Source organism: Streptomyces sp. NPDC058464, from assembly GCF_042721035.1.
GTDB lineage: Bacteria > Actinomycetota > Actinomycetes > Streptomycetales > Streptomycetaceae > Streptomyces.
This window is the reverse complement of the sequence record NZ_JBHXMA010000013.1, coordinates 64,789-87,783: the sequence shown is the minus strand read 5'-3', so window position 1 is coordinate 87,783 and position 22,995 is coordinate 64,789. Positions and strand designations below refer to the sequence as shown.

General features: G+C 71.7%; 21 protein-coding genes. 13 read left to right on the top strand and 8 right to left on the bottom strand.

Features of this window, described 5'->3' with window-relative positions:
• Positions 1 to 133: 133 nt before the first annotated feature.
• The 5 genes from pdxH to ACFWPQ_RS19070 all read left to right on the top strand — a co-directional run bounded on the left by pdxH (position 134) and on the right by ACFWPQ_RS19070 (position 4,758).
• On the top strand, positions 134 to 829 hold the full coding sequence (gene pdxH, locus ACFWPQ_RS19090) for a pyridoxamine 5'-phosphate oxidase (RefSeq protein WP_384035617.1): 696 nt from the start codon (positions 134 to 136) through the stop codon (positions 827 to 829).
• A gap of 929 nt (positions 830 to 1,758) precedes the next feature.
• Entirely contained in the window at positions 1,759 to 2,232 is a 474-nt protein-coding gene (locus ACFWPQ_RS19085) for a hypothetical protein (protein WP_384035615.1), read from the top strand.
• 122 nt (positions 2,233 to 2,354) lie between these two features.
• Complete coding sequence (locus ACFWPQ_RS19080; protein ID WP_089102391.1) at positions 2,355 to 2,759, top strand: RidA family protein; 405 nt, start codon at positions 2,355 to 2,357, stop codon at positions 2,757 to 2,759.
• A complete protein-coding gene (locus ACFWPQ_RS19075; RefSeq protein ID WP_384035612.1) occupies positions 2,756 to 3,196 on the top strand; it encodes a GNAT family N-acetyltransferase in 441 nt (146 codons plus the stop codon). Before ACFWPQ_RS19080 ends, ACFWPQ_RS19075 begins: the two co-directional genes overlap by 4 nt.
• A 140-nt stretch (positions 3,197 to 3,336) precedes the next feature.
• A complete protein-coding gene (locus ACFWPQ_RS19070) occupies positions 3,337 to 4,758 on the top strand; it encodes a PAS domain-containing protein (protein ID WP_384035609.1) in 1,422 nt (473 codons plus the stop codon).
• A 13-nt stretch (positions 4,759 to 4,771) separates the two neighbouring features.
• On the opposite strand, the gene ACFWPQ_RS19065 is transcribed toward ACFWPQ_RS19070, so the two are convergent.
• Positions 4,772 to 5,527, bottom strand: a complete 756-nt coding sequence (locus tag ACFWPQ_RS19065; RefSeq protein WP_384035606.1) for an SIS domain-containing protein — start codon at positions 5,525 to 5,527, stop codon at positions 4,772 to 4,774.
• Between the two features lie 318 nt (positions 5,528 to 5,845).
• Between ACFWPQ_RS19065 and ACFWPQ_RS19060 the strand changes: the two genes are divergently transcribed.
• Positions 5,846 to 6,538, top strand: coding sequence for a metal-dependent transcriptional regulator (locus ACFWPQ_RS19060; RefSeq protein WP_384035603.1), 693 nt, complete (start codon positions 5,846 to 5,848; stop codon positions 6,536 to 6,538).
• 503 nt (positions 6,539 to 7,041) lie between these two features.
• On the top strand, positions 7,042 to 7,902 hold the full coding sequence (locus tag ACFWPQ_RS19055) for an alpha/beta fold hydrolase (protein WP_384035600.1): 861 nt from the start codon (positions 7,042 to 7,044) through the stop codon (positions 7,900 to 7,902).
• A 125-nt stretch (positions 7,903 to 8,027) separates the two neighbouring features.
• Here the strand turns inward: ACFWPQ_RS19055 and ACFWPQ_RS19050 are convergent, their stop codons facing one another.
• From ACFWPQ_RS19050 to ACFWPQ_RS19040, 3 genes are all read right to left on the bottom strand, one after another.
• Complete coding sequence (locus ACFWPQ_RS19050; protein ID WP_384035597.1) at positions 8,028 to 9,638, bottom strand: transporter; 1,611 nt, start codon at positions 9,636 to 9,638, stop codon at positions 8,028 to 8,030.
• Positions 9,635 to 10,408 (bottom strand): ABC transporter ATP-binding protein, encoded by a 774-nt coding sequence (locus tag ACFWPQ_RS19045; RefSeq protein WP_384035594.1) that lies wholly within the window; start codon positions 10,406 to 10,408, stop codon positions 9,635 to 9,637. The genes ACFWPQ_RS19050 and ACFWPQ_RS19045 overlap by 4 nt, the downstream gene beginning before the upstream one ends.
• Positions 10,409 to 10,647: 239 nt before the next feature.
• Positions 10,648 to 11,310 (bottom strand): bifunctional DNA primase/polymerase, encoded by a 663-nt coding sequence (locus tag ACFWPQ_RS19040; RefSeq protein WP_384035591.1) that lies wholly within the window; start codon positions 11,308 to 11,310, stop codon positions 10,648 to 10,650.
• A 274-nt stretch (positions 11,311 to 11,584) separates the two neighbouring features.
• Here ACFWPQ_RS19040 and ACFWPQ_RS19035 point away from each other — a divergent pair, with 274 nt between their 5' ends.
• Both ACFWPQ_RS19035 and ACFWPQ_RS19030 read left to right on the top strand, forming a co-directional pair.
• Entirely contained in the window at positions 11,585 to 12,970 is a 1,386-nt protein-coding gene (locus tag ACFWPQ_RS19035) for a transcriptional regulator (protein WP_361295843.1), read from the top strand.
• A gap of 201 nt (positions 12,971 to 13,171) precedes the next feature.
• The gene (locus ACFWPQ_RS19030; protein WP_384035587.1) at positions 13,172 to 14,812 is read left to right on the top strand and encodes a hypothetical protein; all 1,641 of its coding nucleotides are present in this window, start codon (positions 13,172 to 13,174) and stop codon (positions 14,810 to 14,812) included.
• A gap of 87 nt (positions 14,813 to 14,899) precedes the next feature.
• Here the strand turns inward: ACFWPQ_RS19030 and ACFWPQ_RS19025 are convergent, their stop codons facing one another.
• The gene (locus ACFWPQ_RS19025) at positions 14,900 to 16,216 is read right to left on the bottom strand and encodes an ABC transporter substrate-binding protein (protein ID WP_384035584.1); all 1,317 of its coding nucleotides are present in this window, start codon (positions 16,214 to 16,216) and stop codon (positions 14,900 to 14,902) included.
• 172 nt (positions 16,217 to 16,388) lie between these two features.
• Here ACFWPQ_RS19025 and ACFWPQ_RS19020 point away from each other — a divergent pair, with 172 nt between their 5' ends.
• A complete protein-coding gene (locus ACFWPQ_RS19020; RefSeq protein ID WP_384035581.1) occupies positions 16,389 to 16,835 on the top strand; it encodes a hypothetical protein in 447 nt (148 codons plus the stop codon).
• Between the two features lie 56 nt (positions 16,836 to 16,891).
• Complete coding sequence (gene purU / locus ACFWPQ_RS19015) at positions 16,892 to 17,776, top strand: formyltetrahydrofolate deformylase (protein ID WP_384035579.1); 885 nt, start codon at positions 16,892 to 16,894, stop codon at positions 17,774 to 17,776.
• A 228-nt stretch (positions 17,777 to 18,004) separates the two neighbouring features.
• Here purU and ACFWPQ_RS19010 read toward each other — a convergent pair whose 3' ends face one another.
• Positions 18,005 to 19,228 (bottom strand): maleylpyruvate isomerase N-terminal domain-containing protein, encoded by a 1,224-nt coding sequence (locus ACFWPQ_RS19010; RefSeq protein WP_384035922.1) that lies wholly within the window; start codon positions 19,226 to 19,228, stop codon positions 18,005 to 18,007.
• A 53-nt stretch (positions 19,229 to 19,281) separates the two neighbouring features.
• On the bottom strand, positions 19,282 to 19,863 hold the full coding sequence (locus ACFWPQ_RS19005; RefSeq protein WP_384035576.1) for a sigma-70 family RNA polymerase sigma factor: 582 nt from the start codon (positions 19,861 to 19,863) through the stop codon (positions 19,282 to 19,284).
• 408 nt (positions 19,864 to 20,271) lie between these two features.
• On the opposite strand from ACFWPQ_RS19005, the gene ACFWPQ_RS19000 reads away from it, so the two are divergent.
• Both ACFWPQ_RS19000 and ACFWPQ_RS18995 read left to right on the top strand, forming a co-directional pair.
• On the top strand, positions 20,272 to 20,646 hold the full coding sequence (locus ACFWPQ_RS19000) for an STAS domain-containing protein (protein WP_384035573.1): 375 nt from the start codon (positions 20,272 to 20,274) through the stop codon (positions 20,644 to 20,646).
• A 166-nt stretch (positions 20,647 to 20,812) separates the two neighbouring features.
• Positions 20,813 to 21,325, top strand: a complete 513-nt coding sequence (locus tag ACFWPQ_RS18995) for an EF-hand domain-containing protein (protein WP_384035570.1) — start codon at positions 20,813 to 20,815, stop codon at positions 21,323 to 21,325.
• Here the strand turns inward: ACFWPQ_RS18995 and ACFWPQ_RS18990 are convergent.
• The gene (locus tag ACFWPQ_RS18990) at positions 21,309 to 22,868 is read right to left on the bottom strand and encodes a class I adenylate-forming enzyme family protein (protein WP_384035567.1); all 1,560 of its coding nucleotides are present in this window, start codon (positions 22,866 to 22,868) and stop codon (positions 21,309 to 21,311) included. The genes ACFWPQ_RS18995 and ACFWPQ_RS18990 overlap by 17 nt on opposite strands.
• Positions 22,869 to 22,995: the final 127 nt, after the last annotated feature.

Genomic DNA, 22,995 nt, shown 5'->3' with positions numbered 1-22,995 from the left:
GCTCCTCATGGGTGTAGGCGGAGGCAACTGCACCATAACCCCGAGTGCCAGAGTTGGGGAGCCCAGCGGCACTCAGTGCCACACTCCTCGCCGCCCGCCGGTGCCGCACAGAGCGATACGGCAAGATGACCGCGTGACCGATCGTGACGCCGCAGCCTCCGACGACGACCCCATCCTCGACCCCGCCGCGATGCGCAAGCACTACCGGGCCGAGGGATTCGAAGAGCACGACCTGGCCGCCCACCCCATGGACCAGTTCACCCGCTGGTTCGAACAGGCCGCGCGGGCGGCCGCCGACGGCATGATCTACGAACCCAACGCGATGGTCGTCGCCACCGCCGACGCCGAGGGCCGCCCCAGCTCACGCACGGTCCTGATGAAGCAGTACGACACCCGGGGCTTCGTCTTCTACACCAACTACGACTCCCGCAAGGCCCAGGACCTCGCCGCGAACCCGTACGTCTCGCTGGTCTTCCCGTGGCACGCCATCGCCCGCCAGGTCGTCGTCACCGGCACCGCCCGCCGCACCGGCCGCGACGAGACCGCCGCCTACTTCCGCACCCGCCCGCACGGCTCCCAGCTCGGCGCCTGGGCCAGCACCCAGTCCACGGTCATCTACTCCCGCGCCGAACTCGACGCCTCCTACGCGGAGCTCAGCGCCCGCTACCCCGAGGGCGAACAGGTCCCGGTCCCCCCGCACTGGGGCGGCTTCCGCATCGCCCCCCAGACCGTCGAGTTCTGGCAGGGCCGCCAGAACCGCCTCCACGACCGCCTCCGCTACGTGGCCGACCCCGCCGGCACCTGGCACGTGGAACGCCTCAGCCCCTGACGTCCCTACGGGGCCCGAAATCCCCGAGAACGCAGACGACCCGCGAGCTCGGGTCCCTCCGCCATCTGGCGGAGAAGCCGGCCGGACGTACCGGCGAGCTCGCGGGTCGGGTGACTGCGTTGGATTAGGCCGGCTGCGTGCATCTCGTGCACGCCGGTCCGGCACCGCACAGGTGTGGTGACGGGCGCTAGCCCGCAGCCACCTCCGACGTCCGGTGTGCATACATGCTCCGAACCACCTCCTCTCCTCGGTGCCCCACACATTACGAGGCTGGCTGGAAGCGCTCAAGGGATTTTTTGAGATGCTGGCGGCGCTGCTTCCTGCTGGGTGGAGTAGCCGTAACCGTCGCCGCGCTGCCACAGCCGCAGATTCCGGTGCCGGACGTTGAAACGGCCGACCGGCGTCGTGAGACTGTGCGAGGGGACGACGGCACGGACGAGGTCCCCGGTGACGTACCCGAAGTGCTGTTTGGTCCGGGAGCGCCGTAGGCGCGGGAATCCGTACCGAAGACTCTGCCGTCGCCGCTTCCGCCCGCGTACTCCGGTGGGTGGGTGGGAGCGTCACCGCTCCCGTTCTCTGCCGCCTGCGCCACCGGGGCGACGCGCTTGGCGTGTCGCCGACGGGCCTCGGTGCCGGTCCCGTCGGTCTCCCCTCGCCCATGTTCCCTGCCGGTGCTGGCCACTCCACGGCCTCGTGGCTGGGGAGCGAGTGACCTCCTTTCCGAAGTGTGCAGTTGAAGCTACTGATCCGGACCGCAACTATTGCCTTGAACGAACCGGAGTCGCTCGTTCATGTGGATTTTGCCGATCTTTCGAACGCGCACGTGATTTTCCTGCTCAGGCGTGTGTGGTCGATCTTTGGGGGCGATGGCGTCTGGCACTCGTGCATCTGGTTGTCGAAGGTCTCGTCGAGTGAGGTAGAAGGACGGCATGGATACCGCCGTACTTGAACAGATGCTGGACGAGACCTTCGATCACGCTGTCGTGCACCACGGATACAGCAACTACATGCGCGACTACGAGGTCATCGTCTACGCGACGGCTGATCCCCGTACCGGCATCACGCCGTCCCGCCTGCGGTATCTCTTCCGGTACTGCGTCGAGGCCCGATGCGAGACGTCAGTGCCGGCGAAGACTTGGCGGATCTCGTTGGACGACCGGCTCATCGACCACAAGACCGGTATCGACCTCGACGGATACGTCTGGGGCGTGAAGTGGCACAGCCTGTACCCGGGAGCCAGGCTTCTCCCTGAGTCGGAGGGAGCCCGCCACTGGTCCAAGGCTCTTGGGATCGACTTCCATGAGGTGTGTATTGAGACCAGTGCACACAACCTGACTTTGCTTTTCTCGGATCTTCAGGTGAGCGAGGTCCCGGTCGGATACACACCCTTCGTCACGGAGTAGGGGCTAGGGTCCGTGTGATCTTGTGACCAGTGCGTGCTCTGGTTCCTGCCGGTCGGCAACGGGCGTTGTGGCCGGTGGCGGGATCGGCACCGCAGCCGGAGAAGGCCCTCTAGCGTTCCGGTATGACAAAGCGGCGGGTGATTCTCAGTGGGTCCGTGTTCGAGGAGGAGATCGGGTATGCGCGGGCGGTGGTGGACGGGGACTGGGTGCATGTGTCCGGGACCACCGGGTTCGACTATGCGGCGATGACGATCTCCGAGGACGTGGTGGAGCAGGCCGAGCAGTGTCTGCGGAACATCGGGGCGGCGCTGGCGGAGGCCGGGTGCGGGTTCGGGGACGTGGTGCGGGTGAGGTATCTGCTGCCGGTGCGGGAGGACTTCGAGCCGTGCTGGCCGGTGCTGCGGCGGGTGTTCGGGGAGGTGCGGCCCGCCGCGACGATGATGGTGTGCGGGCTGTCGGATCCTCGGATGAAGATCGAGATCGAGGTTTACGCGCGGCGGTCGGCAGAAGGGGAGGGTGACGCGTGAGTGATCTTCGGGTGGTCCTCGTCGACGGCGATGAGGCGCTGGAACGGTGGCGGTATGTGCACAACATCGTCGTGCCGCCGGCCGCGATGTCGGCGGAGGAGGCGCGGGAGCGGCTGGTGCGGGGGTATCGGCTGGAGAACGCGTACGACGGGGAGGTGCTCGTGGGGTGTTCCACTGTGCGGCCTGCCGTCGGCGGGGTGGTGACGGTGATCGCGCGGGTGTTGCCGGAGTTTCGGCTGCGGGGGTTCGGTACGGCCTTGTACGAGCACGCGCTCGGGTATGGGCGGGCGCAGGGGGCCGAGGTGGTCGAGACATGTGTGCTGGGGGTCAATGAGGACGGCGTGCGGTTTGCGCGGCGGCACGGGTTCGTCGAGGTCGAGCGGTATGTGCTCGACGGGGAGAGCGACGAGTGGGTGGATCTGCGGCTCGCGCTCTGAAGCGCTGGTGGACGGCGGGTTGCAACGATTCCCTCAATCTTGCGGGAACACAGTGTGGGCTGCGTCACGTTCGAGTTGAATGAAGGGCAGCGAGTGAACCGACGCGCCGTGCGTGCGGACGCAGCCTGATGGGGGTCCAGGTGAGTGCTTCCCGGCGTAGTGGGGCCACGGACGAGCTGGGGCCCGACGAGCCCGAGCCGGAACCGGAGCGGGATGCTCCGGAGGACTCGGGCGGCTCCGACCTGCTCGCCGCGCTGCTCGACGGCATGGACGCGGCTCTGTGCGCGTTCGACGCGGACGGCTTCGTCACGCACTGGAACCGTGAGGCCGAGCGGATCCTCGGGTGGACGGCGGCCGAGGCGGTGGGCCGGCACGGGTTCGCCGGGTGGGCGGTGCGTGAGGCGGACGCCGACGAGGTGGAGGGGCGGCTGTTGTCCGCCATGCACGCGCCCGGTCGGCAGGTGCATGAGTTCGCGCTGCTCACCAAGGACGGCGGGCGGGTCCTCGTACGGACGCAGTCGGCGGCCGTGCGCGGGCCGGACGGGAAGCCGGCGGGGGTGTACTGCGCGTTCAGCGAGGTGCACGCGCAGATCGACCTGGAGCGGTCGATCGCGCTGAGCGAGGCGCTGTTCGAGGACGCTGCCTGGGGCGTCGTCCTCGTGGACGCGGATCTGCGGCCCGCCGTCGTCAACGCGCATGCCGCGCGGGCGCTCGGTATCGGGCGTACGTCGGCGCTCGGCCGGCCGCTGGGGGAGTTGCTCGCGCTGGGTGTGGAGGATCTGGAGAGCGCGCTCACGCATGTGCTGGCCGAGGGGGCGCCGCCCGCGCCGGCCGAGATGTGGGTGAGCGTGCGGACGCCCGAGGGCGAGCAGCGGCGCTGCTGGCGGTCCGGGTTCCTGAGGCTGGCGTCGCCGCTCGCCGAGGAGCCGGTGCCGCTCGGGGTGGGCTGGCTGTTCCTGGACGTCACGGAGGCCAAGCACGCGGAGCAGGACGCGGCGATGCTGCGCTTCCGTGCCAACCAGTTGCATCGTGCGGCCCGTGCGGCGGCCGAGTGCGAGGACCCGGCGGAGGCGGCGACCGTCCATCTGGACTTCGCGCTGGCCGGGTTCGCGGACCATGCGGTGATCGACCGGGTGGTGGGCGGTTCCCGGGCCGACGGGGAGGTGGGGCCGGTCCGGCTGGTGCGGATCGCGGCCACGCCGGCCGGGGCGCCGGGGCCGAGCATGCTGACGGGGGCGGCGGGGCTGCCGGTGCGCTACGAGGAGGGGCATCCGGCGTTGCAGTGCGTGGTGCGGGCCGGGAGTGTGCGGGCGGACGCCGGTTCGGTGCCGCTGGACCGGGCGCGGGCCTGGGCGCTGGACCGGCAGTGGCCCGGTGACGTGGTGCACGCGTTGTGCGCGGTGCTGCGCAGCCGGGGGCGGACGCTGGGCGTCGTGACGTTCCTGCGCGGGTCGGCCCGCAACCGTTTCGAGCGCGCGGACGCGACGTACGCGGAGGACGTGGCCGTGCGCATCGCGACCGCGCTGGATCTCGCCCACCTCGCGAAGGACCGGCAGCAGTAGCAGCGACAGCCGCTCAGTGCTGGTAGAAGATCCGGTCGCGGTACTCCTCGAACACGCGGGCGTTCCATTCGTGGCCGCCGTCGACGTTGCCGGAGCGCAGCAGCGGGGGTTCGGTGCCGCGGTCGGCGAGGGTGGCCGCGGTGGTGGCCAGGACCGCCTGGAGCAGGGCGCTGGTGACGACCGTGGAGGCGGGCGCGAAGGGTGCGGGGATGGTGTCGAGGGTGAGCTCGGCGTCCCCGACGGCGATCTTCGAGTCCAGGACGATGTCGCAGTGGTCCTTGAGGTACGTGCCGGAGGAGTGCCGGGAGGTGGTCTCGGTGGCGTACGCCACCGATGTCACGCCGATGACCTTGGCGCCGCGCCGGCGGGCCTCGACGGCCATCTCGACGGGCAGGGCGTTGCGGCCGGACAGGGAGATGATCACGAGGGCGTCGCCGGCGCGCAGGGGTGAGGTGTCGAGGACGGCGGTGGCGAGTCCGTCGACCCGTTCGAGACGGGAGCCGAGGGTGGCGGGCATCACGTCGACGCCGACGAGGCCGGGGGCGGCGAGGAGGTTCATGAGGGCGAGGCCGCCGGCGCGGTAGACGACGTCCTGGGCGGCGAGCGAGGAGTGCCCGGCGCCGAAGGCGAAGAGGCGGCCGCCGGAGGCGACGGTGTCGGCGAGGAGGGTGCCGGCGGCGGTGATGGCCTCGGCCTCCTCGTCGCGTACCCGTTGCAGGAGGCCGATGGCGGCGTCGAAGAACAGGTCGGCGGGTGTGCCGTCGCTCATGCGGTGCCCCTTCGCAGCGTCAGCGTCAGCGTGTGCGTCAGCGTGTGTGTCGCGGATCACCCTCAGGTCTGGACCAGGTCGGTGTCAATACGGCCTGTGCGGGGGCAGCGGCGTCAGCTGACAAGGCGCCCGCGGCTGAAGCGCCCCGTAAGGGGCGCGGGGAACTGCGCGGCCCGCCCCCACCGGCCCGCAGGCGAAGGTCGGCCCGCACCCCCCGTTTTTCCGGTGTCCCCCGCTTGTCAGTGGGATCCGGCAGAATTGGTTGCAGGGCCAGCGCACGCCGCCGGGGTTTCCGGCAGAGGTAATCGAGGGGCACGTATGTCCGGACTGATCGACACCACGGAGATGTATCTCCGCACCATCCTCGAGCTCGAAGAGGAAGGCGTGGTCCCCATGCGCGCCCGCATCGCGGAGCGGCTCGACCAGAGTGGGCCGACGGTGAGCCAGACGGTGGCGCGGATGGAGCGGGACGGTCTGGTGTCCGTGGCCAGCGACCGCCACCTGGAACTGACCGACGAGGGCCGCCGGCTGGCGACGCGGGTGATGCGCAAGCACCGCCTCGCCGAGTGCCTGCTGGTCGACGTGATCGGCCTGGAGTGGGAGCAGGTGCACGCCGAGGCGTGTCGCTGGGAGCACGTCATGAGCGAGGCCGTGGAGCGGCGGGTGCTCGAGCTGCTGCGGCATCCGACCGAGTCGCCGTACGGCAACCCGATCCCGGGGCTGGAGGAGCTGGGCGAGAAGGACGGCGCGGACCCGTTCCTCGACGAGAGCATGGTGTCGCTGGCCGACCTGGACCCGGGCACGGACGGCAAGACGGTGGTCGTGCGCCGGATCGGCGAGCCCATCCAGACCGATGCGCAGCTGATGTACACGCTGCGGCGGGCGGGTGTGCAGCCCGGTTCGGTGGTGAGCGTGACGGAGGCGGCCGGCGGGGTGCTGGTGGGCAGCGGCGGTGAGGCGGCCGAGCTGGAGGCGGATGTCGCCTCCCACGTGTTCGTCGCCGCAACCTGAGCATCGTTCAACTTCTGTTGCTCGTGGGGAAGTTGACGCCTTCTCTCGACGTCTCACCCGTGTGTGTCGAACGCGTCGAATCGAAGATTCAGTGCTCCGAATCGCAGCGCTGGAACGTTTCGCGTGCAAGGCTGTCGCGAGAGGCATATGACCTGAGGGGGGCGGGGAGGATGTGCCGAAGACGTGGACACGGACATGTGCGTGGACGTGGGATTGGCCCCGGCACCTTTCGGTACCGGGGCCTGTCCTCCCCAGTGCTGACCCGGAGCCCCGAGCTCTCAGGGTCATCCCCTCGGACCGTTTTCCCCGAGCGGTCCGCCCCCCGCAGAACAAATCCCCCCGGCGGCGCCGATCATGCCTGAGGAGGGGTCACTCGAATGAGGGGTGTTGCCCGCAGGAACCCGGTTTTCGAATAAGGGTTCGATAGTCTGCAGTGGTACCGAAGCACCACGAAGCGATACGAGGCGACACTAGGCACGCGGAGCTAGGGGGGTGCCAGGCCCATGGCACGGCGCATCGACGTGACAGGAGCCGGCGGCGTGAACCTCGCCGCCTGGGAGTTCGCGGACCCGCCCAAGACGGAGGATCCTGGCCACTCGTTTCCCGGCGTGCTGTTACTGCACGGCCTGATGGGCCGCGCCTCGCACTGGGCGTCCACCGCCCGCTGGCTCGCCGGGCGGCACCGTGCCGTCGCCCTCGACCAGCGTGGCCACGGCCAGAGCGACAAGCCCCCGCAGGCCGCCTACACCCGTGAGGCGTACGTCGAGGACGCCGTGGCCGCCGTCGAGCAGCTGGGCCTCGCGCCGGCCGTGCTGATCGGCCACGCCATGGGGGCCCTGACCGCCTGGCAGCTCGCCGCGAAGCGCCCCGAGCTGGTGCGGGGTCTGATCATCTGCGACATGCGGGCCTCCGCGCTCGGCGCGGCCTCGCAGCGCGAGTGGTCCGACTGGTTCAAGTCCTGGCCCGTTCCCTTCGCCACGCTCGCCGACGTACGCAAGTGGTTCGGCGAGGACGATCCCTGGGTGGAGCGGCCGAGCCCCGCGCGCGGGGAGTTCTACGCCGAGGTGATGCACGAGTGCGCCGACGGCTGGCGGCCCGTGTTCGACCCGGACCAGATGCTGAAGTCCAGGGAGACCTGGGTGTACGACGCGCACTGGGAGGAGCTGGCCCAGGTACCGTGCCCCACGCTGGTCGTGCGCGGGGTGGACGGGGAGCTGGGGCGGGCGGAGGCGCAGGAGATGGTCAGGGTGCTGCCGAAGGGGGAGTACGCCGAGGTGGCCGATGCCGGGCATCTGCTGCCGTATGACCGGCCGGATGCCTGGCGGGCGGCTGTGGAGCCGTTTCTCGATCGGGTGGGGGAGTGAAGGGCGCGACCGGAGGGGCGGCGATGCCGTCTCGCGGCTGCGGGTGAGTGGGGGCTGGTCGCGCAGTTCCTCCCCCAGCCTTCGGCCGGGGGTACCCCCAGCGCCCCCGAAGGGGCGCGTTGCGGCTAGCCCTTGCTGACAGCCGTCAGGATCTCCGGCAGGTTCGCCGCCGTCCGCGGGGCCGCCAGGCGTAGGCCCGCCCAGGTGATGCCCGCCCCGTACCCGGCCCCCACCGGCAGCATCAGCCAGGTCCACTCCTCGCCCCCCGCGCTCGCGTTCAACGCGATCGTCAGCGCGATGACGGGGGCGCACAGCAGGGCCGCCGACACCATGCCGCCGAAGATCGCGACGCAGGCCAGGCCGGTCTGGCCGGGGGCGACATTGCGGTGGCCCTCCTGTGGGATGGAGTACGGGAAGCGGGCGGAGGTCCAGGCGCCCGTCGCCAGCATCGCGCGGAGCAGGGCGAAGGCGAGGCCGAGCACCTCGGGCAGCCGGGGCCAGTCGCCCAGCATGGCCGTGGTCAGGACGGTCACCAGCGTGGTGTACGGCAGGGTGATCACCAGCAGGGCCAGCGCCCGCCCGCGCAGTTCGACGTAGGCGTCCCGCGCGGAGGAGACGGTCACCGCGACCATCCAGAAGGCGGAGGTGTCCTGCCCGAACTGGTTGTACATCTGGATGCCGAGCATGCCGGCGGCGAAGCACGCGAAGTAGATCGACCCGGTGCCCTGCAGGGCGTTGAAGACGGGCACGATCAGGCCGATGGCCAGCGAGGTCACCCAGGCGGCCTTGGTCTTGGGGTCGCGCCAGACGTAGCGCAGGCTGCGCGCCATGACCGTGCCGGTACGGCCGCCCGGCAGCAGCTGCCCCAGTCGCCCCAGTCGCCCCAGCCTCCCGCCTTCCGGTGAACGCCCCCGGGCGGCCGCTTCGGGCGCCTGCAGCGTGGAACCGTCGGGTGCGGTCATCAGCCGGGTCAGCGTCCGCGCCCAGGCGCCGACGAGCAGCACCAACGCGGCGAGGGACAGCCCTAGTCGGAGGACCGCCGTCCCGTACGACCCCTCGCTCGCCGCGTGCACCGCGCCGATCGCCGACGCGGGCGGCAGCCACCGCACCACGTCCGCCACCGGCGCGAGCCTGCCGAGCCCGGCCGAACCGAGGCTCTGGGCGCCGAAGTTGACGAGCTGCGCCCCGACGGCGATGACCAGGCCGCTCAGGACCGCCAGGTCCCGTCCCTTGCGGCTGCTGAGCAGCCGTACGTTCGCGGCGGCCACGGCACGCGCGAGGGCCACGCAGACCAGCAGTGCGAGGGGTACGGCGACGACCGCGACGCCGTAGCCGGCCGCACCGTGCGCCACCGCCACCGCACAGCCCACCAGCAGCAACAGGCTGAACAGGGGGCCGATACCGACCAGCGAGGCGGCCAGCAGGGCCCGTACCAGCGGCCGGGGCCGCAGCGGGAGCATCACCAGCCGGGTCGGGTCCAGGGTCTCGTCGCCGCCCGGGAAGAACAGCGGCATCACCGCCCACCCCAGCGCCAGCACGGCGGCCCCCAGCACGGCCACCGCGTCCGCGTGCGCATGCCCGCGCAGCAGGACCAGGCCCAGCAGCTGCAGCACCGCGAACAGCAGTGCGACGACCGCCGACGCGACGAACGCGGCCCGTCGGCCGCCGGACTGCCGCAGCCCGTTCCGCAGCAGCGACAGCTTCAGCCGTACGACTGTGGCGGTCACGTCCGTCATCGGGCCGCCCCGCCGCCCAGCCAGTCCAGGTCGGAGGCCGCGTCCCGGCCGCTCGCCCCGACCAGCTCCAGGAAGGCGGCCTGGAGGTTGGGATGCGCCCCGCGCACTTCCTCCAGCGTCCCGGTCGCGCGGATCCGCCCGGCCGCCAGCACCGCGACCCAGTCGCACAGCGACTCGACGAGCTCCATCACGTGGGAGGAGAAGACGACGGTCGCGCCGGAGGCGGTGTACCGCTCCAGCACGCCCCGGATGGTCTGCGCGGACACCGGATCGACGCCCTCGAACGGCTCGTCCAGGAAGAGGACTTCGGGGTTGTGGAGGAGAGCGGCGGCGAGCCCGATCTTCTTGCGCATGCCGGTCGAGTAGTCGACGACGAGTTTGTGCTGGGCGCCGGCGAGGTCGAGCACGTCGAGGAGCTGGGTGGCGCGCTTGTCGACCTCGGCGCCGGGGAGGCCCCGCAGGCGGCCGGAGTAGCCGAGCAGTTCGCGGCCGGAGAGCCGTTCGAAGAGGCGGAGGCCTTCGGGGAGGACGCCGATGCGGGCCTTCACGGCGACCGGGTCCCGCCACACGTCGTGGCCGACGACCTCGACGGAGCCGTGGTCCGGGCGCAGCAGCCCGGTCACCATGGAGAGGGTGGTGGTCTTGCCGGCGCCGTTGGGTCCGACGAGTCCGACGAACTTCCCGGCGGGCAGCGACAGATCGATCCCGCCGACGGCCACCTGCTGCCCAAACCGCTTCCAGAGCCCACGCACACGCACGGCATCGGTCATGCCAGCACCCTATGCGGGGGCCGGGGCGTGGGGACGCTTACCGGCGCTTGCAGGGTGCCTCCCCCAGCCTTCGGCCGGGGGGACCCCCAGCGCCCACCCGTGCCGCCCTGCGGCACGCCTGCCCGCAGCTATGTAGGACACGGCTGGGCAGCGCCCCGTAAGGGGCGCGGGGAACTGCGCGACCAGCCACGACGCACCCGCAGTCGCTCACAACACATCACCCGGCAGCCCAGCAGGCGCTACCGATCCCGCCCGCACGCATAAGCCAACGGCGAGATCAGCTCCTCCGCATCCGGCAGCCACCGGTTCGCGGCCGTCGGCCGGCAGGCCCACTGCACCGCCCCCCGCGACCCGTACCGCGTCGGCGGAGCGGGGACGTACGCCCCCTCGCCGAGCGCCGTGAGGTCCAGCGACGCCGGTGACCAGCCGATCTTCCGTACCAGGTCCGGCACCTTCACCGACGCCCCCGGCAGCACGAAGAACTGCATCCGGCGGTCGGGCGTCAGGGTCACCGGCCCCAGCGTCAGCTCCATCCGCTCCATGCGCGCCAGCGCGAGGAACCCCGCCGTCTCCGGGACGGACAGCGCGTCGAAGGTCCGCCCCGTCGGCAGCAGGATCGACGCCGTCGGCTGCTTCTGCCACATCCGGCGCGCCACCGTCGCACTACCGGTGGCCTGCGTCGCCCAGTCCGGGCGCGCCGCGTGCGCGCCGGGCGCGACGCACGCGACCTCACCACAGGAACAGCGTTGCACCCCCTCGACCGCTTCCAGCCAGGTGCCCGGGAAGACGTCCCAGTGGCGCTCCTCGGCGTAGCGTACGGCGGTCTCCAGCAGCGTTTCCCCGCGCTGCTTCGGAATCTGAGCGGCTTCGGTGCCCACGATCGTCTCTTCCACGCTCAACACAACTCCCGCGCCCACCTGGAGTTACGGGCGTAGCGCGCGCGGGGGAGGAGCATCTTTTCCGTAACTGGGGCGCATGGATGCACGTGTGGGGGCGCGCAGGAGGAACCGGGGCGTGAGCGGGTAGTCACACGTGGGGGGTTGGTGGCGGTCGTACCCGTGATTCCGCCGCCTTTACCCGGCAATCCTCGCATGTCCCGCATTTTCGGTATGTCCGCTGGGCAGTGATCGTCAGGGCCGGATCTTTTCCCTACAGGGAGTTCGCAGGGGGTACGCCATGGCCGCAAGGCCGCTTGTCGCGCGGCAGCCGAACGAACGGTTGCAGGCGCTCATCCAGGAGGCGGGGTGCTCGAACGCCGGGCTCGCCCGCCGGGTCAACATGTGCGGCGCCGAGCACGGTCTCGACCTGCGGTACGACAAGACGTCCGTGGCGCGCTGGCTGCGCGGCCAGCAGCCGCGGGGCCGGGCGCCCGCGATCATCGCCGAGGCGCTGGGGCGCAAGCTGGGCCGTACGGTCACGATCGACGAGATCGGCATGGCCAACGGCAAGAACCTCGCGTCGGGCGTCGGTCTCCAGTTCTCGCCGACGGTGCTGGGGGCCATCGAGCAGGTCTGCGAGCTGTGGCGCAGCGACGTGGGGCGCCGGGACTTCCTGTCCGGGTCGTCCGTGGCCGCGTCCGCGCTCGTCGAGCCCAGCCGGGACTGGCTGATCTCGGCGCCGGACGCGCAGGTGGCGCGGCAGGCGGGGCCGCGGGTCGGGCAGGCGGACGTCGCGGCGGTGAAGGCGATGACGCAGGCGCTGACGGATCTGGACCACCAGTTCGGCAGCGGGCATGTGCGTCCCGTCGTCGTGCACTACCTCAACAGCGTCGTCTCCGGACTGCTGGCCGGCTCCTACCGGGAGTCCGTGGGGCGGGAGTTGTTCGCCGCCGTCGCCCGGCTCACCGAGCTCGCCGGGTACATGGCCGTCGACACCGGCCAACCCGGTCTCGCGCAGCGGTACTACATCCAGTCGCTGCGCCTCGCGCAGGCGGCCGGCGACCGTGGCTACGGCGGCTACGTGCTCGCCTCCTCCATGAGCCACCTCGCCGCCCAGCTCGGAAACCCGCGCGAGATCGCCCAGTTGGCGAGGGCGGCGCAGGAGGGGGCGCGCGGTCGCGTGACCCCGCGCGCGGAGGCGATGTTCTTCGCGGCCGAGGCCCGGGGCCACGCCCTGCTGGGCGATGTGCGGTCGGCGCAGCTGGCGTCCGGGCGGGCGGTGTCGGCGATGGAGGCGGCCGATCCGGCGTCCGGGGACGACCCGGCGTGGATCAAGCACTTCGACGAGGCCTATCTGGCGGACGAGTTGGCGCACTGCCACCGTGACCTGGGGCAGGCCGATGCGGCCGCCAGGTGCGCGCAGCAGTCGCTGGACGGGCACCCGGAGACCCGGGCGCGGCGCCGCGCGATCGGCTATGTGCTCCTCGCCACGGCGCAGGTGCAGCAGCGTGAGATCGAACAGGCCTGTGCCACCGGGACGAAGGCGGTCGAGCTGCTGGAGACGGTCCGCTCCAACCGGGGCGCCGAGTACCTGGAGGACTTCCAGCAGCGGCTGGAGCCGTTCCGGGACGAACCGGTCGTCAGGGAGTTCGGCGCCCGGCTGGATCTGCAGGCAGCGGCATGAATTCATGCCCCGCGGTTGCGTAAACGTGTGGGAAACCACACGTTGCCGCGCACGAAGCGGCATATACAGCGCACCGCGGGGCGGCTTTGTTACTGCTGTGACAGGGAAGAAGATCGCGCCCTTGGCTGCGTGGCACCCGGCTGAGGGGACCCGGTAGCGTGAGCAGACGATTCACAAGGTCCCCCATTAGTAGGAGTCCCGGTGACGCAGAGTGGACAGGGCGAGCCCGCGCGCGAAGGCATCGTGCTGCCCTCCGACGGTGGCGAGCCCCTGCTGCCGGGTATGACGGGCAGCCCCGTCCCCGTCGCACAGCCGCCCGCCCCGGCCGCCGCGCCGTCCGAGGGGCAGTCCTGGGGCCAGCCGTGGGGCCCCGGCCACCAGCAGAGCCCGCAGCCCGAGCCGCCCGGCCATGGCTGGCCGCAGGCGGCCGGCCAGGCCGGCCAGGCCGGCCAGGAGTGGGCCGCCCCTGAGCACCCGCTGCCGCCCGCCTGGAACGCCCAGTCGCACGTCGCCCAGATCCAGGCCGCCCAGGCCCCCGGCGCCGGTGCGCTCCCGCCGGAGGGGGCGCCGGCCCCGTCGTACGGCGGCTACGAGCAGTCGTACGGCTACGACGCCCAGCCCCAGCAGCCGTACGGCGCCCCGCTGCCCCCCGCCGCCGGCCATGACCCGTACGGCGCTCCGGGCGCCACGCTGCCGCCCGCCGTCCCGCAGGGCGGCCACGGCGGCTACGGCGGTGCGCTGCCGCCCGCCGACGAGGGTGCCACCCAGTTCATACCGCCGGTGCCCGCCGCACCGGTGGACGAGGGCGCCACGCAGTACATACCGCCGGTCCCGGCGGCCTCCGAGGGTGCCACCCAGCTGATCCCGCCGGTGGGCCCCGGCGCGCTGCCGCCGGAGATGTCCCACGGGCAGACCGCTTTCGGCGGGGCGCCCGCCCCGGTGCACTCCGACGCCGACGCCACGCAGTACATCGCGCCGTACCCGGCCGGTGGCCCGCAGGGCGGCGGCGCCGACCGGCAGCCGCCCGCCGAGTTCGACAACCTCTTCCGCAGCGCGCCGGGCGGCGAGTCCCCGGCCGCGGCCACGGCCTATCTGCCGCGCTTCCAGGAGCCCCAGAGCGGTTACCAGCAGCCCCAGGGCGGCTACCAGCAGCCGCCGGCGTACACCCCGCCCCCGACCTCGTACGACCACCACGACGGCGACGGCCGGGGCGGTCGCGGCAGGTCGAAGGTGCCGGTGATCGCGGCCGTCGGGATCGGCATCGCGGTGCTCGGTATCGGCGCCGGTGCCCTGCTCAGCGGGGGCGGCGGGGGCTCGGACGACGCCAACAAGACGGTGGCCGCCTCCGCCCCGGCCACCGACGGATCGTCCTCGGCCGCGGCCGACCCCGCGAAGGCGCAGGCCGTCGCCCTGGACAAGCTGCTCGCCGACAGCGGCAGCAGCCGCGCCTCGGTGATCAACGCCGTCGCCCAGGTGAAGCAGTGCCAGGACCTGGACGGCTCCGCCTCCGACCTGCGCAACGCCGCCCAGCAGCGCACCGAGCTGGTCACCAGGCTGTCGAAGCTGGCCGTCGACAAGCTGCCGGACCACGCCGAGCTGAGCACCGCCCTCACCAAGGCCTGGCAGGCCTCCGCGAACGCGGACAACCACTACGCGGCCTGGGCCGACCAGGCCAAGGGCAAGCACGGCTGCCGCAAGGGCCAGGCCCGCACCACCGGCCAGACCGCCGCCGGCAACCGCGAGAGCGGGACCGCCAGCAGCCAGAAGGTGAAGGCGGCCGCGCTGTGGAACACGATCGCGAGCAAGTACGGACTGACCCAGCGGCAGCCGACCCAGCTGTGACCGCGGCCGGCCCGGCTGTGACCACGGCCGGTCGGCCGGTCCGGCCGGTGCGTGCGGGTGCGCGTGCCGGTCAGGTGCGCGTGCCGGTCAGCTGAGGTCGGCGTTCTCCAGGACCTTGGTCATGTCCAGGGCCTGCTTGTTCGCCGACTGCAGCAGCCCGCCCTTGACCGTCTGGACGTTCACGTCGGCGTTGACCAGCCGGGCGAAGCCGGCCGCGGCCAGCTTGCCCTGGTAGGGCCAGGACAGGGACGGGGTGAGGCCGCCGGTGGAGACCTTCAGGCCGTCGTTGAGGGTGTGCCGCACGCTGTCGGAGCTGACGTCGCCGTCGCCGATCTTCTCCAGCACGGCGGTGAGGACCTGGTAGGCGATCCAGGTGGTCTGCACCCCGGCGTCGGCCGGGTCGATCCGGTTGTCGCCGAAGGCCTCCTTGCTGATGACCTTCTTCATCTGGTCCCAGCGCGAGTCCGAGGCCACCGGGTACCAGCCGGTGATGTACGACCCCTCGTACGGGCCGGACGCGCCGCCGGTGGAGTTGATCACCGTCTGGTCGACGCTGCCGACCTCGGCGGCCGTCTTCACCTTCGGGTAGTCCTGGCGGGCGCGCTGGAAGTTGTCCATGAAGGTGGCCGTGCGGTCACCGAGCTCGGGCACCACGCAGCCCGTCTTCGCCGCGTTCGAGGTGGCGCTCTCCAGCGCCTTCTGCGACTGCTGGTCGTACTCGGTGAGGTCCTCGGCCGCGAGCTGGTCGTTCGCCTTGGCGTGGCCGCCCGCCTGCAGGCCCGAGTCGAGCAGCTGGGGCAGCTGGTCGCCGGCGATGGTGTCCGGGCGGACCAGGGTGACCGGGCCGCAGGAGTCGGCCAGCGCCTCCCCGAGTCCGGACAGCAGGGTGAGCGAGCCGCCGTTGACCGGGTAGGAGACGGGGCTGGTGAACTCGTTGTTCGACGCCCCGTAGCCGCCTATGTAGGGGATGGCCGCGCCCTCCAGCGGGGCGAAGTAGGAGTCGCCGAACTGGCTGTAGGAGCCGACCACGGCGACGACGTTCTGGTCGACCGCGCGCTGGGCGCAGTTCGCGGCGCCCACGCTGGTGTTGTGGTCGTTGCAGGTGATGAGCTTGAGTTTGCGGCCGTGGACGCCGCCCTGGGAGTTGATCCACTTGATGTAGGCGGAGGCAATGGCGGGCATGCCGGGCTTGTTGGTGGCGCTGGTCCCCTGCGGTGCCCAGGTCATCACCTTGATCTCGTCGTCCGTCGAGGCCGACATCCCTGGGATGGTGCCGCAGCCTGCGGCGAGGGACGCGCAGGCCGTCATGGCCACCGCGGACAGGGCGGTGGCTCTCACGCGCCGGTGTGCCGCGGGGCGGATGCTGCTGACGGTGGTGCTGAGGATGGGGCGCCTGCCGGTCATGGACACGCACGATTCCGCCACATCACTAACCGGGAAGTGACCCATGGTCAACGAAGGGTGACGTCAAGGTGAATTGCGGGGGGCCTGTTAAGGGTGTGTGACGAGGAACGTACGATCGACGACCGTGCAAGGTTCGGAGAACTCTTCCCGTCGCGGCCGTCGCTCCTCCACCATGGGCGACATGCCACTCAATGACATGCCATGGTGGCGCTGGCGCAGCAATGTGCGCTCCGCGCTGCACATGCTCTCCGACGCGGACTTCCAGCGGAACGTCTGGCTGGCCGGCCAGGACGGGTACGGCGACGTGACCGACGCGGTCTACCGGCTGGTCGAGGACACCTGGCTGGACAGCTGGTCCGCGGAGAAGTACGTCGGGACGATATTCCGGGACTCGCAGGAGGCGGCGCTCGTCGACACCGCCGTGCTGCGGGTGCTGCGGATCATGCACCAGGTCGGGCCGGACGCGCCGGTCTCCGCCTACCTCGACCACCAGGGGTGGCCGGACGCGGTCCGGGCGGCCCGGGACGCGCACATACGCCTCGCGGCGAGCGACGGCGACGACCCGGACGCCCCGCCGCGCACCCTCGAGGTGCTGCGGATCATGACGCGGGCGGCGTGAGTCCGCGAAGCGGACGCTGACGGCCGGGGCGGGCGGGGCATGAGATTCTGTGGTGCATGACCGACGAGTCCACCCGAGCCCAGGCCGCCCCGGCCGACCAGTACGTCCTCACGCTCTCCTGCCCGGACAAAAAGGGCATCGTGCACGCCGTGTCGAGCTACCTGTTCATGACCGGCTGCAACATCGAGGACAGCCAGCAGTTCGGGGACCACGACACGGGTCTGTTCTTCATGCGCGTGCACTTCTCGGCCGACGCGCCCGTGACGGTCGACAAGCTGCGGGCGAGCTTCGCGGCGATCGGTGACTCCTTCCACATGGACTGGCAGATCAACCGGGGCGACGAGAAGATGCGCATCGTCCTCATGGTCAGCAAGTTCGGCCACTGCCTGAACGACCTGCTCTTCCGCGCCCGCATCGGCGCGCTCCCGGTGGACATCGCGGCCGTGGTCTCCAACCACACCGACTTCGCGGAGCTGGTGGACTCGTACCACATCCCCTTCCACCACATCCCGGTGACGAAGGAGACGAAGGCCGACGCCGAGGCCCGGCTGCTCGACCTCGTCCGCGAGGAGAACGTCGAACTGGTGGTGCTGGCCCGCTACATGCAGGTCCTCTCGGACGACCTGTGCAAGCAGCTGAGCGGCCGGATCATCAACATCCACCACTCGTTCCTGCCGAGCTTCAAGGGCGCGAAGCCGTACCACCAGGCGCATGCGCGGGGCGTGAAGCTGATCGGTGCGACGGCGCACTACGTCACGGCGGACCTGGACGAGGGTCCGATCATCGAGCAGGAGGTCGAGCGGGTCGGCCACGACGTCACCCCGGACCAGCTGGTGGCGATCGGCCGCGACGTGGAGTGCCAGGCGCTGGCACGGGCGGTGAAGTGGCACGCGGAGCGCCGCATCCTCCTCAACGGCCGACGGACGGTCGTCTTCGGCTGACGGTACTTTTCCCTACGGGGGTGGGGCGTTCGCCCAAAGGGCGGGGTGGTTCCGTGAGACGGCGAGTGCGGCCGCGTGGGGGCCGTTCGCGCAGTTCCCCGCGCCCCTAAAAGCCAAAAGCGGGGCGCAGCCCCGTCTTTTCCAGGGGCGCGGGGAACTGCGCGACCAGCCACGAACCACCCGCAGTCGCCGTCTCACGGAACCACCCCGCCCCTTGGGCGAACCCACCTACATCCGGCTCAGGCTCGCGGCAGCGAAGAGGACGTCCCTGATCGCCGCCCGGTCCCCGAGTTGCCCCGCCGCAGCCTCCTCCGGCGGCACATGGCCCGCGGCCAGCCTGCAGAACTCCACGTCGTCCAGCGCCACGTGCGCCACCTCGAACTCCGACGAGCCCACCGCCCCCGGCGAGTCCAGCGGGATCAGCCACTCGCCGCCGCCGCTGCCCTCGATCTCCAGCCGCAGACTCCGGCCGGGCCGTCCCGCAGGGACCAGGTGGGGCGTCTGGCCGGGCGACGCCAGCCCCGCCCGTCGGCGCTCGGCCAGCGCAGCGGGCAGCATCCGGGCCGCCAGGTCGATCATCCGGTGCAGGTGCCTCGGGGCCGGCGGCCCGTAGGGATAGTCCACGGCCTCCGCGATGTCCTCCGCGTGCACCCAGCACTCGAAGGCGCGGTCCAGCATCGCGTCGTGCAACGGCAGTTCGAAGTCGCCGTACGACACCCCGAGGCGCCCGGCGCCGCCGCCGGTGAAGGAGACGGTCTGCACGAGCCGGTGGCTCTGCTCCCGCCAGGGCACCCGCACCGCACGCGTCGGCGGGAAGTGCGAGGCCTGCCAGAACGCCTCGGTGCGGGCCGCCGGGCCCTGTGCGCGGACCTCCCCCAGCGGGTCCTCCAGGCCCAGCGCCGTCGCCACCAGCCCGTCGACGGTCAGCAGGTGCGCGATCACACCGGCGACCGTCGTACGGCGGGTCGCCGCCGCCTCGCCGTCGAACCAGCGCAGCCGCACCGGCGCGTGCCACTCCGCGTCGCCGATGTCCTGGAGCAGGGCGTCCAGGCGGGCGGTCTCCGCGTCGTAGGGCGCCGCCCAGGCGGGGATCGGGATCCTGGCCGGCCGGCGGTCCAGGCAGGCCTCCAGGACCCGGGTGCGCAGGCCGGGATCGAGGTCCAGGCTCTCCGGCTGGTGCAGCAGGCCGACCGCCTCGCGCAGCCGCCGCGCCTCGTCCGCACAGGCCCCGCAGTCCCCGAGGTGGACCTCGACGGCGAGTGCCTCGGCGGTCGAGCACGCGGCCAGCGCCCACGCCCCGAGCAGCGACTTCAGGACGTCGTGCGACAACTGCAGCGGTACGGGCGGCAGGTCGGCCGGCTCGGGCAGCGGCTGCCCGCCGTCCTCGACGGAGGCCCGGGGCAGCGGTATGCGCGGCGACCGGCCGAAGTCGGTGCCGCCGTCGCGCGGCACGTCACCGTCCCCGGAGCCGCTGCCGTCGTGCGCCTCGGAGAACTCGGCGCCGGTCACGCCCCACCTCCGGGTCCGGGCGGCGTCCCGACGTCGTGCGCGGTGGACAGCAGTTGCAGGCCCAGGCGCAGCCGGCGGCGGGCCTCGTCCTCGGTGACGCCGAGGTCCACCGCGGTCTGGCGGTAGTCGCGGCGCTGGAAGTAGGCGAGCTCCAGGGCAGCGCGCAGCGGCGCCGGCATGGAGTGCACGATGTAGTCCGCGCGGGCGGCGACGGACGCCCGCCGCACCTTGTGCTCCAACTCCTCCGCGGCCTGCGGGGAACCGCTGTCGCCGGGGGCGAGCGCGGCGGTCTCGGTGGCCCGCAGGCGCTGCACGGCGAGCCGGTGGGCCAACGCCGCGAGCCACGAGCGCAACGGCCCCTGCCGGGGGTCGTAGGCGTCGGGGTGCTCCCAGACCTGGGCGAAGACCTCGCGGGTTATGCCGTCCGCGGCCCGTTCGTCCCCGAGGACGCGATGGGCGAGCCCGTGCACGAGCGAGGCGAAGCGGTCGTACAGCTCACCGAGGGCGGCCGCCTCACCGCGTGCGAGCCGCTGCTGCATCTTGCGGTCCCAGCGGGGCGGTACGTCCTTCTTCGCCATGCGGCCCCCTCCCCGTGTCCGTGTCCAGCGTGTCTCCACCGTCTCCTCGAATGTAGTCGGCACGTCCGGCAACGCACGCCCCTTTGTGGCAATGCGCGCCCCTTGACGGACTGCAGGTGGTAGTAGGCGGTTCCGGTACTTCTCCCCGCCCTTCTGCCTGCCCTTCTCCGCGACGTTCTCCGCGCCGCTCTCCGGGTGCTTCCCGGCTCTCTCGCTCGTATCCGGCCGAACCTTCTGTTTCTGATCGAACAGGATCGGCAGTGACCGAAACAAGACCCTCTCCGATCGATGCTCGTTTGTCATCCGGGGTTTCGGGGAACGGCCGCTGGGCAGCCGCGCGACAAGAAGCGTAGGAACTGGCTCCGTTTCCGGGCGGTTCCGGAGATCCGGCGAGCGGAGGGCTGAGCCGTGGCTTTCAAGGTGACCGGCGTCGAACAGGGCGAGTGGGCGGTGCTCGGGGTGTCGGGCGAACTGGACCTGGTGACCTCGCCGGTGCTGCGCCAGCGGGTGCACGACGTGGTCGCCGAGGGCCACCACAGCCTGGTCCTCGACCTCTCCGACGTGTTCTTCTGCGACTCCAGCGGCGTCGGCGTCCTCATCGCGGCCCGCCGCCTGATCCGCTCCTGCCGGGGCCGGCTGCGGCTGATACTGCCCGCCCAGGGCGCGAGTGACGGTTCTCACGTCAACCGGGTCCTCGGCGCCCTCGGCGTACGACGCTTGTTCGACGTGTACACCGACATCGACAGCGCGACCGCCGACGAGGAGGACCCGTTGTCCGCGTAGCCGGGCCGCGCGAGCGCGTAGCCGATGATCACGACAGTGCCACGTTGTTGTCGCGGAATTCCCCCGGTCTTGGCACAACTGTCTTTTTCCCGCTCTCGGGCCGCCGCCGCGTCGTACGCTCCCTGCGAGATGAACCCCCACGTCACGTAAGGCGGCCCGAACAGACATGGTCAGCACCGAGTACGAGCGACGGATCGCCGCCCGGTTCGCAACCTTCGACCAGGACGGCAACGGCTGGATCGACCGCGAGGACTTCAACGCGGCGGCCAAGGCGCTGCTCGCCGAGTTCGGCCTCGCCGCGCGCTCCGACAAGGGCCAGGCCCTGTACGCCGGTGCGGAGGCCTTCTGGCAGGGCATGGCCGGCATGGCGGACCGGGACGGCGACCAGCGCATCACCCGCCAGGAGTTCGTGAGCGGCGCGGTCAAGCGGCTGCACGACAACCCCGAGCGGTTCGGCGAGATCGCCCGCCCCTTCCTGCACGCGGCCCTCGCCCTCGCGGACACCGCGGGCACCGGCACGGCGACCGTCGCCGACACCGCGCGCGTGCTGCGCGTCCTCGGGGTCGCCCCGGACCTCGCCCAGGCGATCGCCTCGGGCCTCGACACCGACGGCGACGGCAACGTCGCGGAGACCGAGATCGTCCCGGCGTTCGCCCGCTACTTCACGATCCCGGAGTAGAGCTCCCCGGAGCCGGAGCCGGAGCCGGAGCCGGAGCCTCGGCGAACCGCTCGCGCAGCTTGTACTTGAGCACCTTGCGCAGCGTCTCGTTGCGCGGAAGCGCGTCCACCACCTCGAGCCGCTCCGGCAGCTTGTGCACCGACAGCCCCTCCGCGCGCAGGTACGACACCACCTCCGGGAGCGTCAACGCGGCCGTCCCCGGAGGCTGTTCGACCACCGCGCAGACCAGCTCGCCGCGGTCCGCGTCCGGCAGCCCGACCACCGCCACGTCGGCCACCGCCGGATGCGCGGCGAGCAGGTCCTCGATCTCCTTCGCCGAGATGTTCTCGCCCTTGCGGATGATCACGTCCTTGAGCCGCCCGGTGAGGACCAGATGGCCGGTTCCGGTCACCCGGCCCAGGTCGCCGGTGCGCAGGAACCCGTCCGCGTCGAAGGCCGCGGCGGACTGCGCCGGGTCCAGGTACCCCTGGCACACCGCCTCCCCCCGCAACCGCACCTCGCCGCCCTCGGCGATCCGGATCTCCATCCCCTCCGGCGGCCTGCCCTCGGTCGTCGCCAGGTTCTCCGCCGTGTCGTCCGGCGCCCCCATCGTGATCATCGGCACCTCGGTCATGCCGTACCCGTGCGTCAGCTGCACGCCCATCTCGCGCACCACCGCGTGGTACACCTCCGGCGGCTTGGGCGCCCCGCCGCCCGCGAGCAGCCGCAGCGACGGGATGACCGGATCCCCCGGCTGCTTGCGCTGCTCGGCCAGGAACATCGAATAGAACGCCGTCGAACCGCCCGCCACCGTCACCCCGTGCCTGCGGTACTCCTCCAGCGCGTCCGGCAGCGCGAACTGCTCGAACAGCACCGCCGGGAAGCCGTACAGCAGCAGCATCACCGTGTAGTCGGGGCCGGCGATGTGCGCGTACGGGAACGCCATCGAGCCCACGTCGGCCGCCGTGAGCCGCAGCGCGTGCGCCAGGCACGACCCGCCCGCGATGAGCGAACGGTCCGTGTGCAGAACGCCCTTGGGGTCGGAGGTGGTTCCCGAGGTCCAGTAGATCCACCGGACGGAGGTGCCCTCGGCGGGCGGGGCGGGCAGCACGGCGGGATCGCCGTCGGGCAGCCCGGCATCGTCGTACGCCTCGAAGACCCCCTTCGCGCCCAGCCGGCGCGCCATCTCCGTGTGGTCGAAGCCGCGCCACACGCCCGGTACGGCGAAGAACTCGGCCCTGGACTCGCGCAGTGCGAAGCCGACCTCGCGGTCCCGGTAGAAGGGGATGACGGGCGACTGGACGGCGCCGAGCCTGGCCAGCGCGAAGGAGAGGACGGCCGTCTCGATCCGGGTGGGGAGCTGCCAGGCGACCACCGTGCCGGGGCGCACCCCCATGCCGTACAGCCCGGCCGCGACGCGTTCGGCACGCGTGCGCAGGCCGCCGAAGGTCAGGGTGCGGTCGCCCTGGAGGAACACCGGCCGGTCCGGGGTGAGTTCGGCGCGGCGGGCGGCCAGGTCCCAGAGCGTGCGGGAGGCGCTGAGTTCGTGTGCGGTGGCGTTCATGGCGTCCCCCTGCCAGCGGAACCACGGAATCGACAACGGAACTGACGAGTCGTCAGATCGTAGGTCCTGGTGCCTTGCCGGTCCAGGGGTGCGGGGCTAGCCTGCGAGATCTGACGAAGATCTGATG

Coding starts and splice junctions, on each gene's coding strand:
- ACFWPQ_RS19080 (WP_089102391.1), top strand. CDS start 2,355: ATGACAAAGCGGCGGGTGATTCTCAGTGGGTCCGTGTTCGAGGAGGAG.
- ACFWPQ_RS18990 (WP_384035567.1), bottom strand. CDS start 22,868: ATGAACGCCACCGCACACGAACTCAGCGCCTCCCGCACGCTCTGGGAC.
- ACFWPQ_RS19035 (WP_361295843.1), top strand. CDS start 11,585: ATGGCCGCAAGGCCGCTTGTCGCGCGGCAGCCGAACGAACGGTTGCAG.
- ACFWPQ_RS18995 (WP_384035570.1), top strand. CDS start 20,813: ATGGTCAGCACCGAGTACGAGCGACGGATCGCCGCCCGGTTCGCAACC.
- ACFWPQ_RS19065 (WP_384035606.1), bottom strand. CDS start 5,527: ATGAGCGACGGCACACCCGCCGACCTGTTCTTCGACGCCGCCATCGGC.
- ACFWPQ_RS19055 (WP_384035600.1), top strand. CDS start 7,042: ATGGCACGGCGCATCGACGTGACAGGAGCCGGCGGCGTGAACCTCGCC.
- ACFWPQ_RS19085 (WP_384035615.1), top strand. CDS start 1,759: ATGGATACCGCCGTACTTGAACAGATGCTGGACGAGACCTTCGATCAC.
- ACFWPQ_RS19050 (WP_384035597.1), bottom strand. CDS start 9,638: ATGACGGACGTGACCGCCACAGTCGTACGGCTGAAGCTGTCGCTGCTG.
- ACFWPQ_RS19045 (WP_384035594.1), bottom strand. CDS start 10,408: ATGACCGATGCCGTGCGTGTGCGTGGGCTCTGGAAGCGGTTTGGGCAG.
- purU (WP_384035579.1), top strand. CDS start 16,892: ATGACCGACGAGTCCACCCGAGCCCAGGCCGCCCCGGCCGACCAGTAC.
- ACFWPQ_RS19060 (WP_384035603.1), top strand. CDS start 5,846: ATGTCCGGACTGATCGACACCACGGAGATGTATCTCCGCACCATCCTC.
- ACFWPQ_RS19020 (WP_384035581.1), top strand. CDS start 16,389: ATGGGCGACATGCCACTCAATGACATGCCATGGTGGCGCTGGCGCAGC.
- ACFWPQ_RS19025 (WP_384035584.1), bottom strand. CDS start 16,216: ATGACCGGCAGGCGCCCCATCCTCAGCACCACCGTCAGCAGCATCCGC.
- ACFWPQ_RS19005 (WP_384035576.1), bottom strand. CDS start 19,863: ATGGCGAAGAAGGACGTACCGCCCCGCTGGGACCGCAAGATGCAGCAG.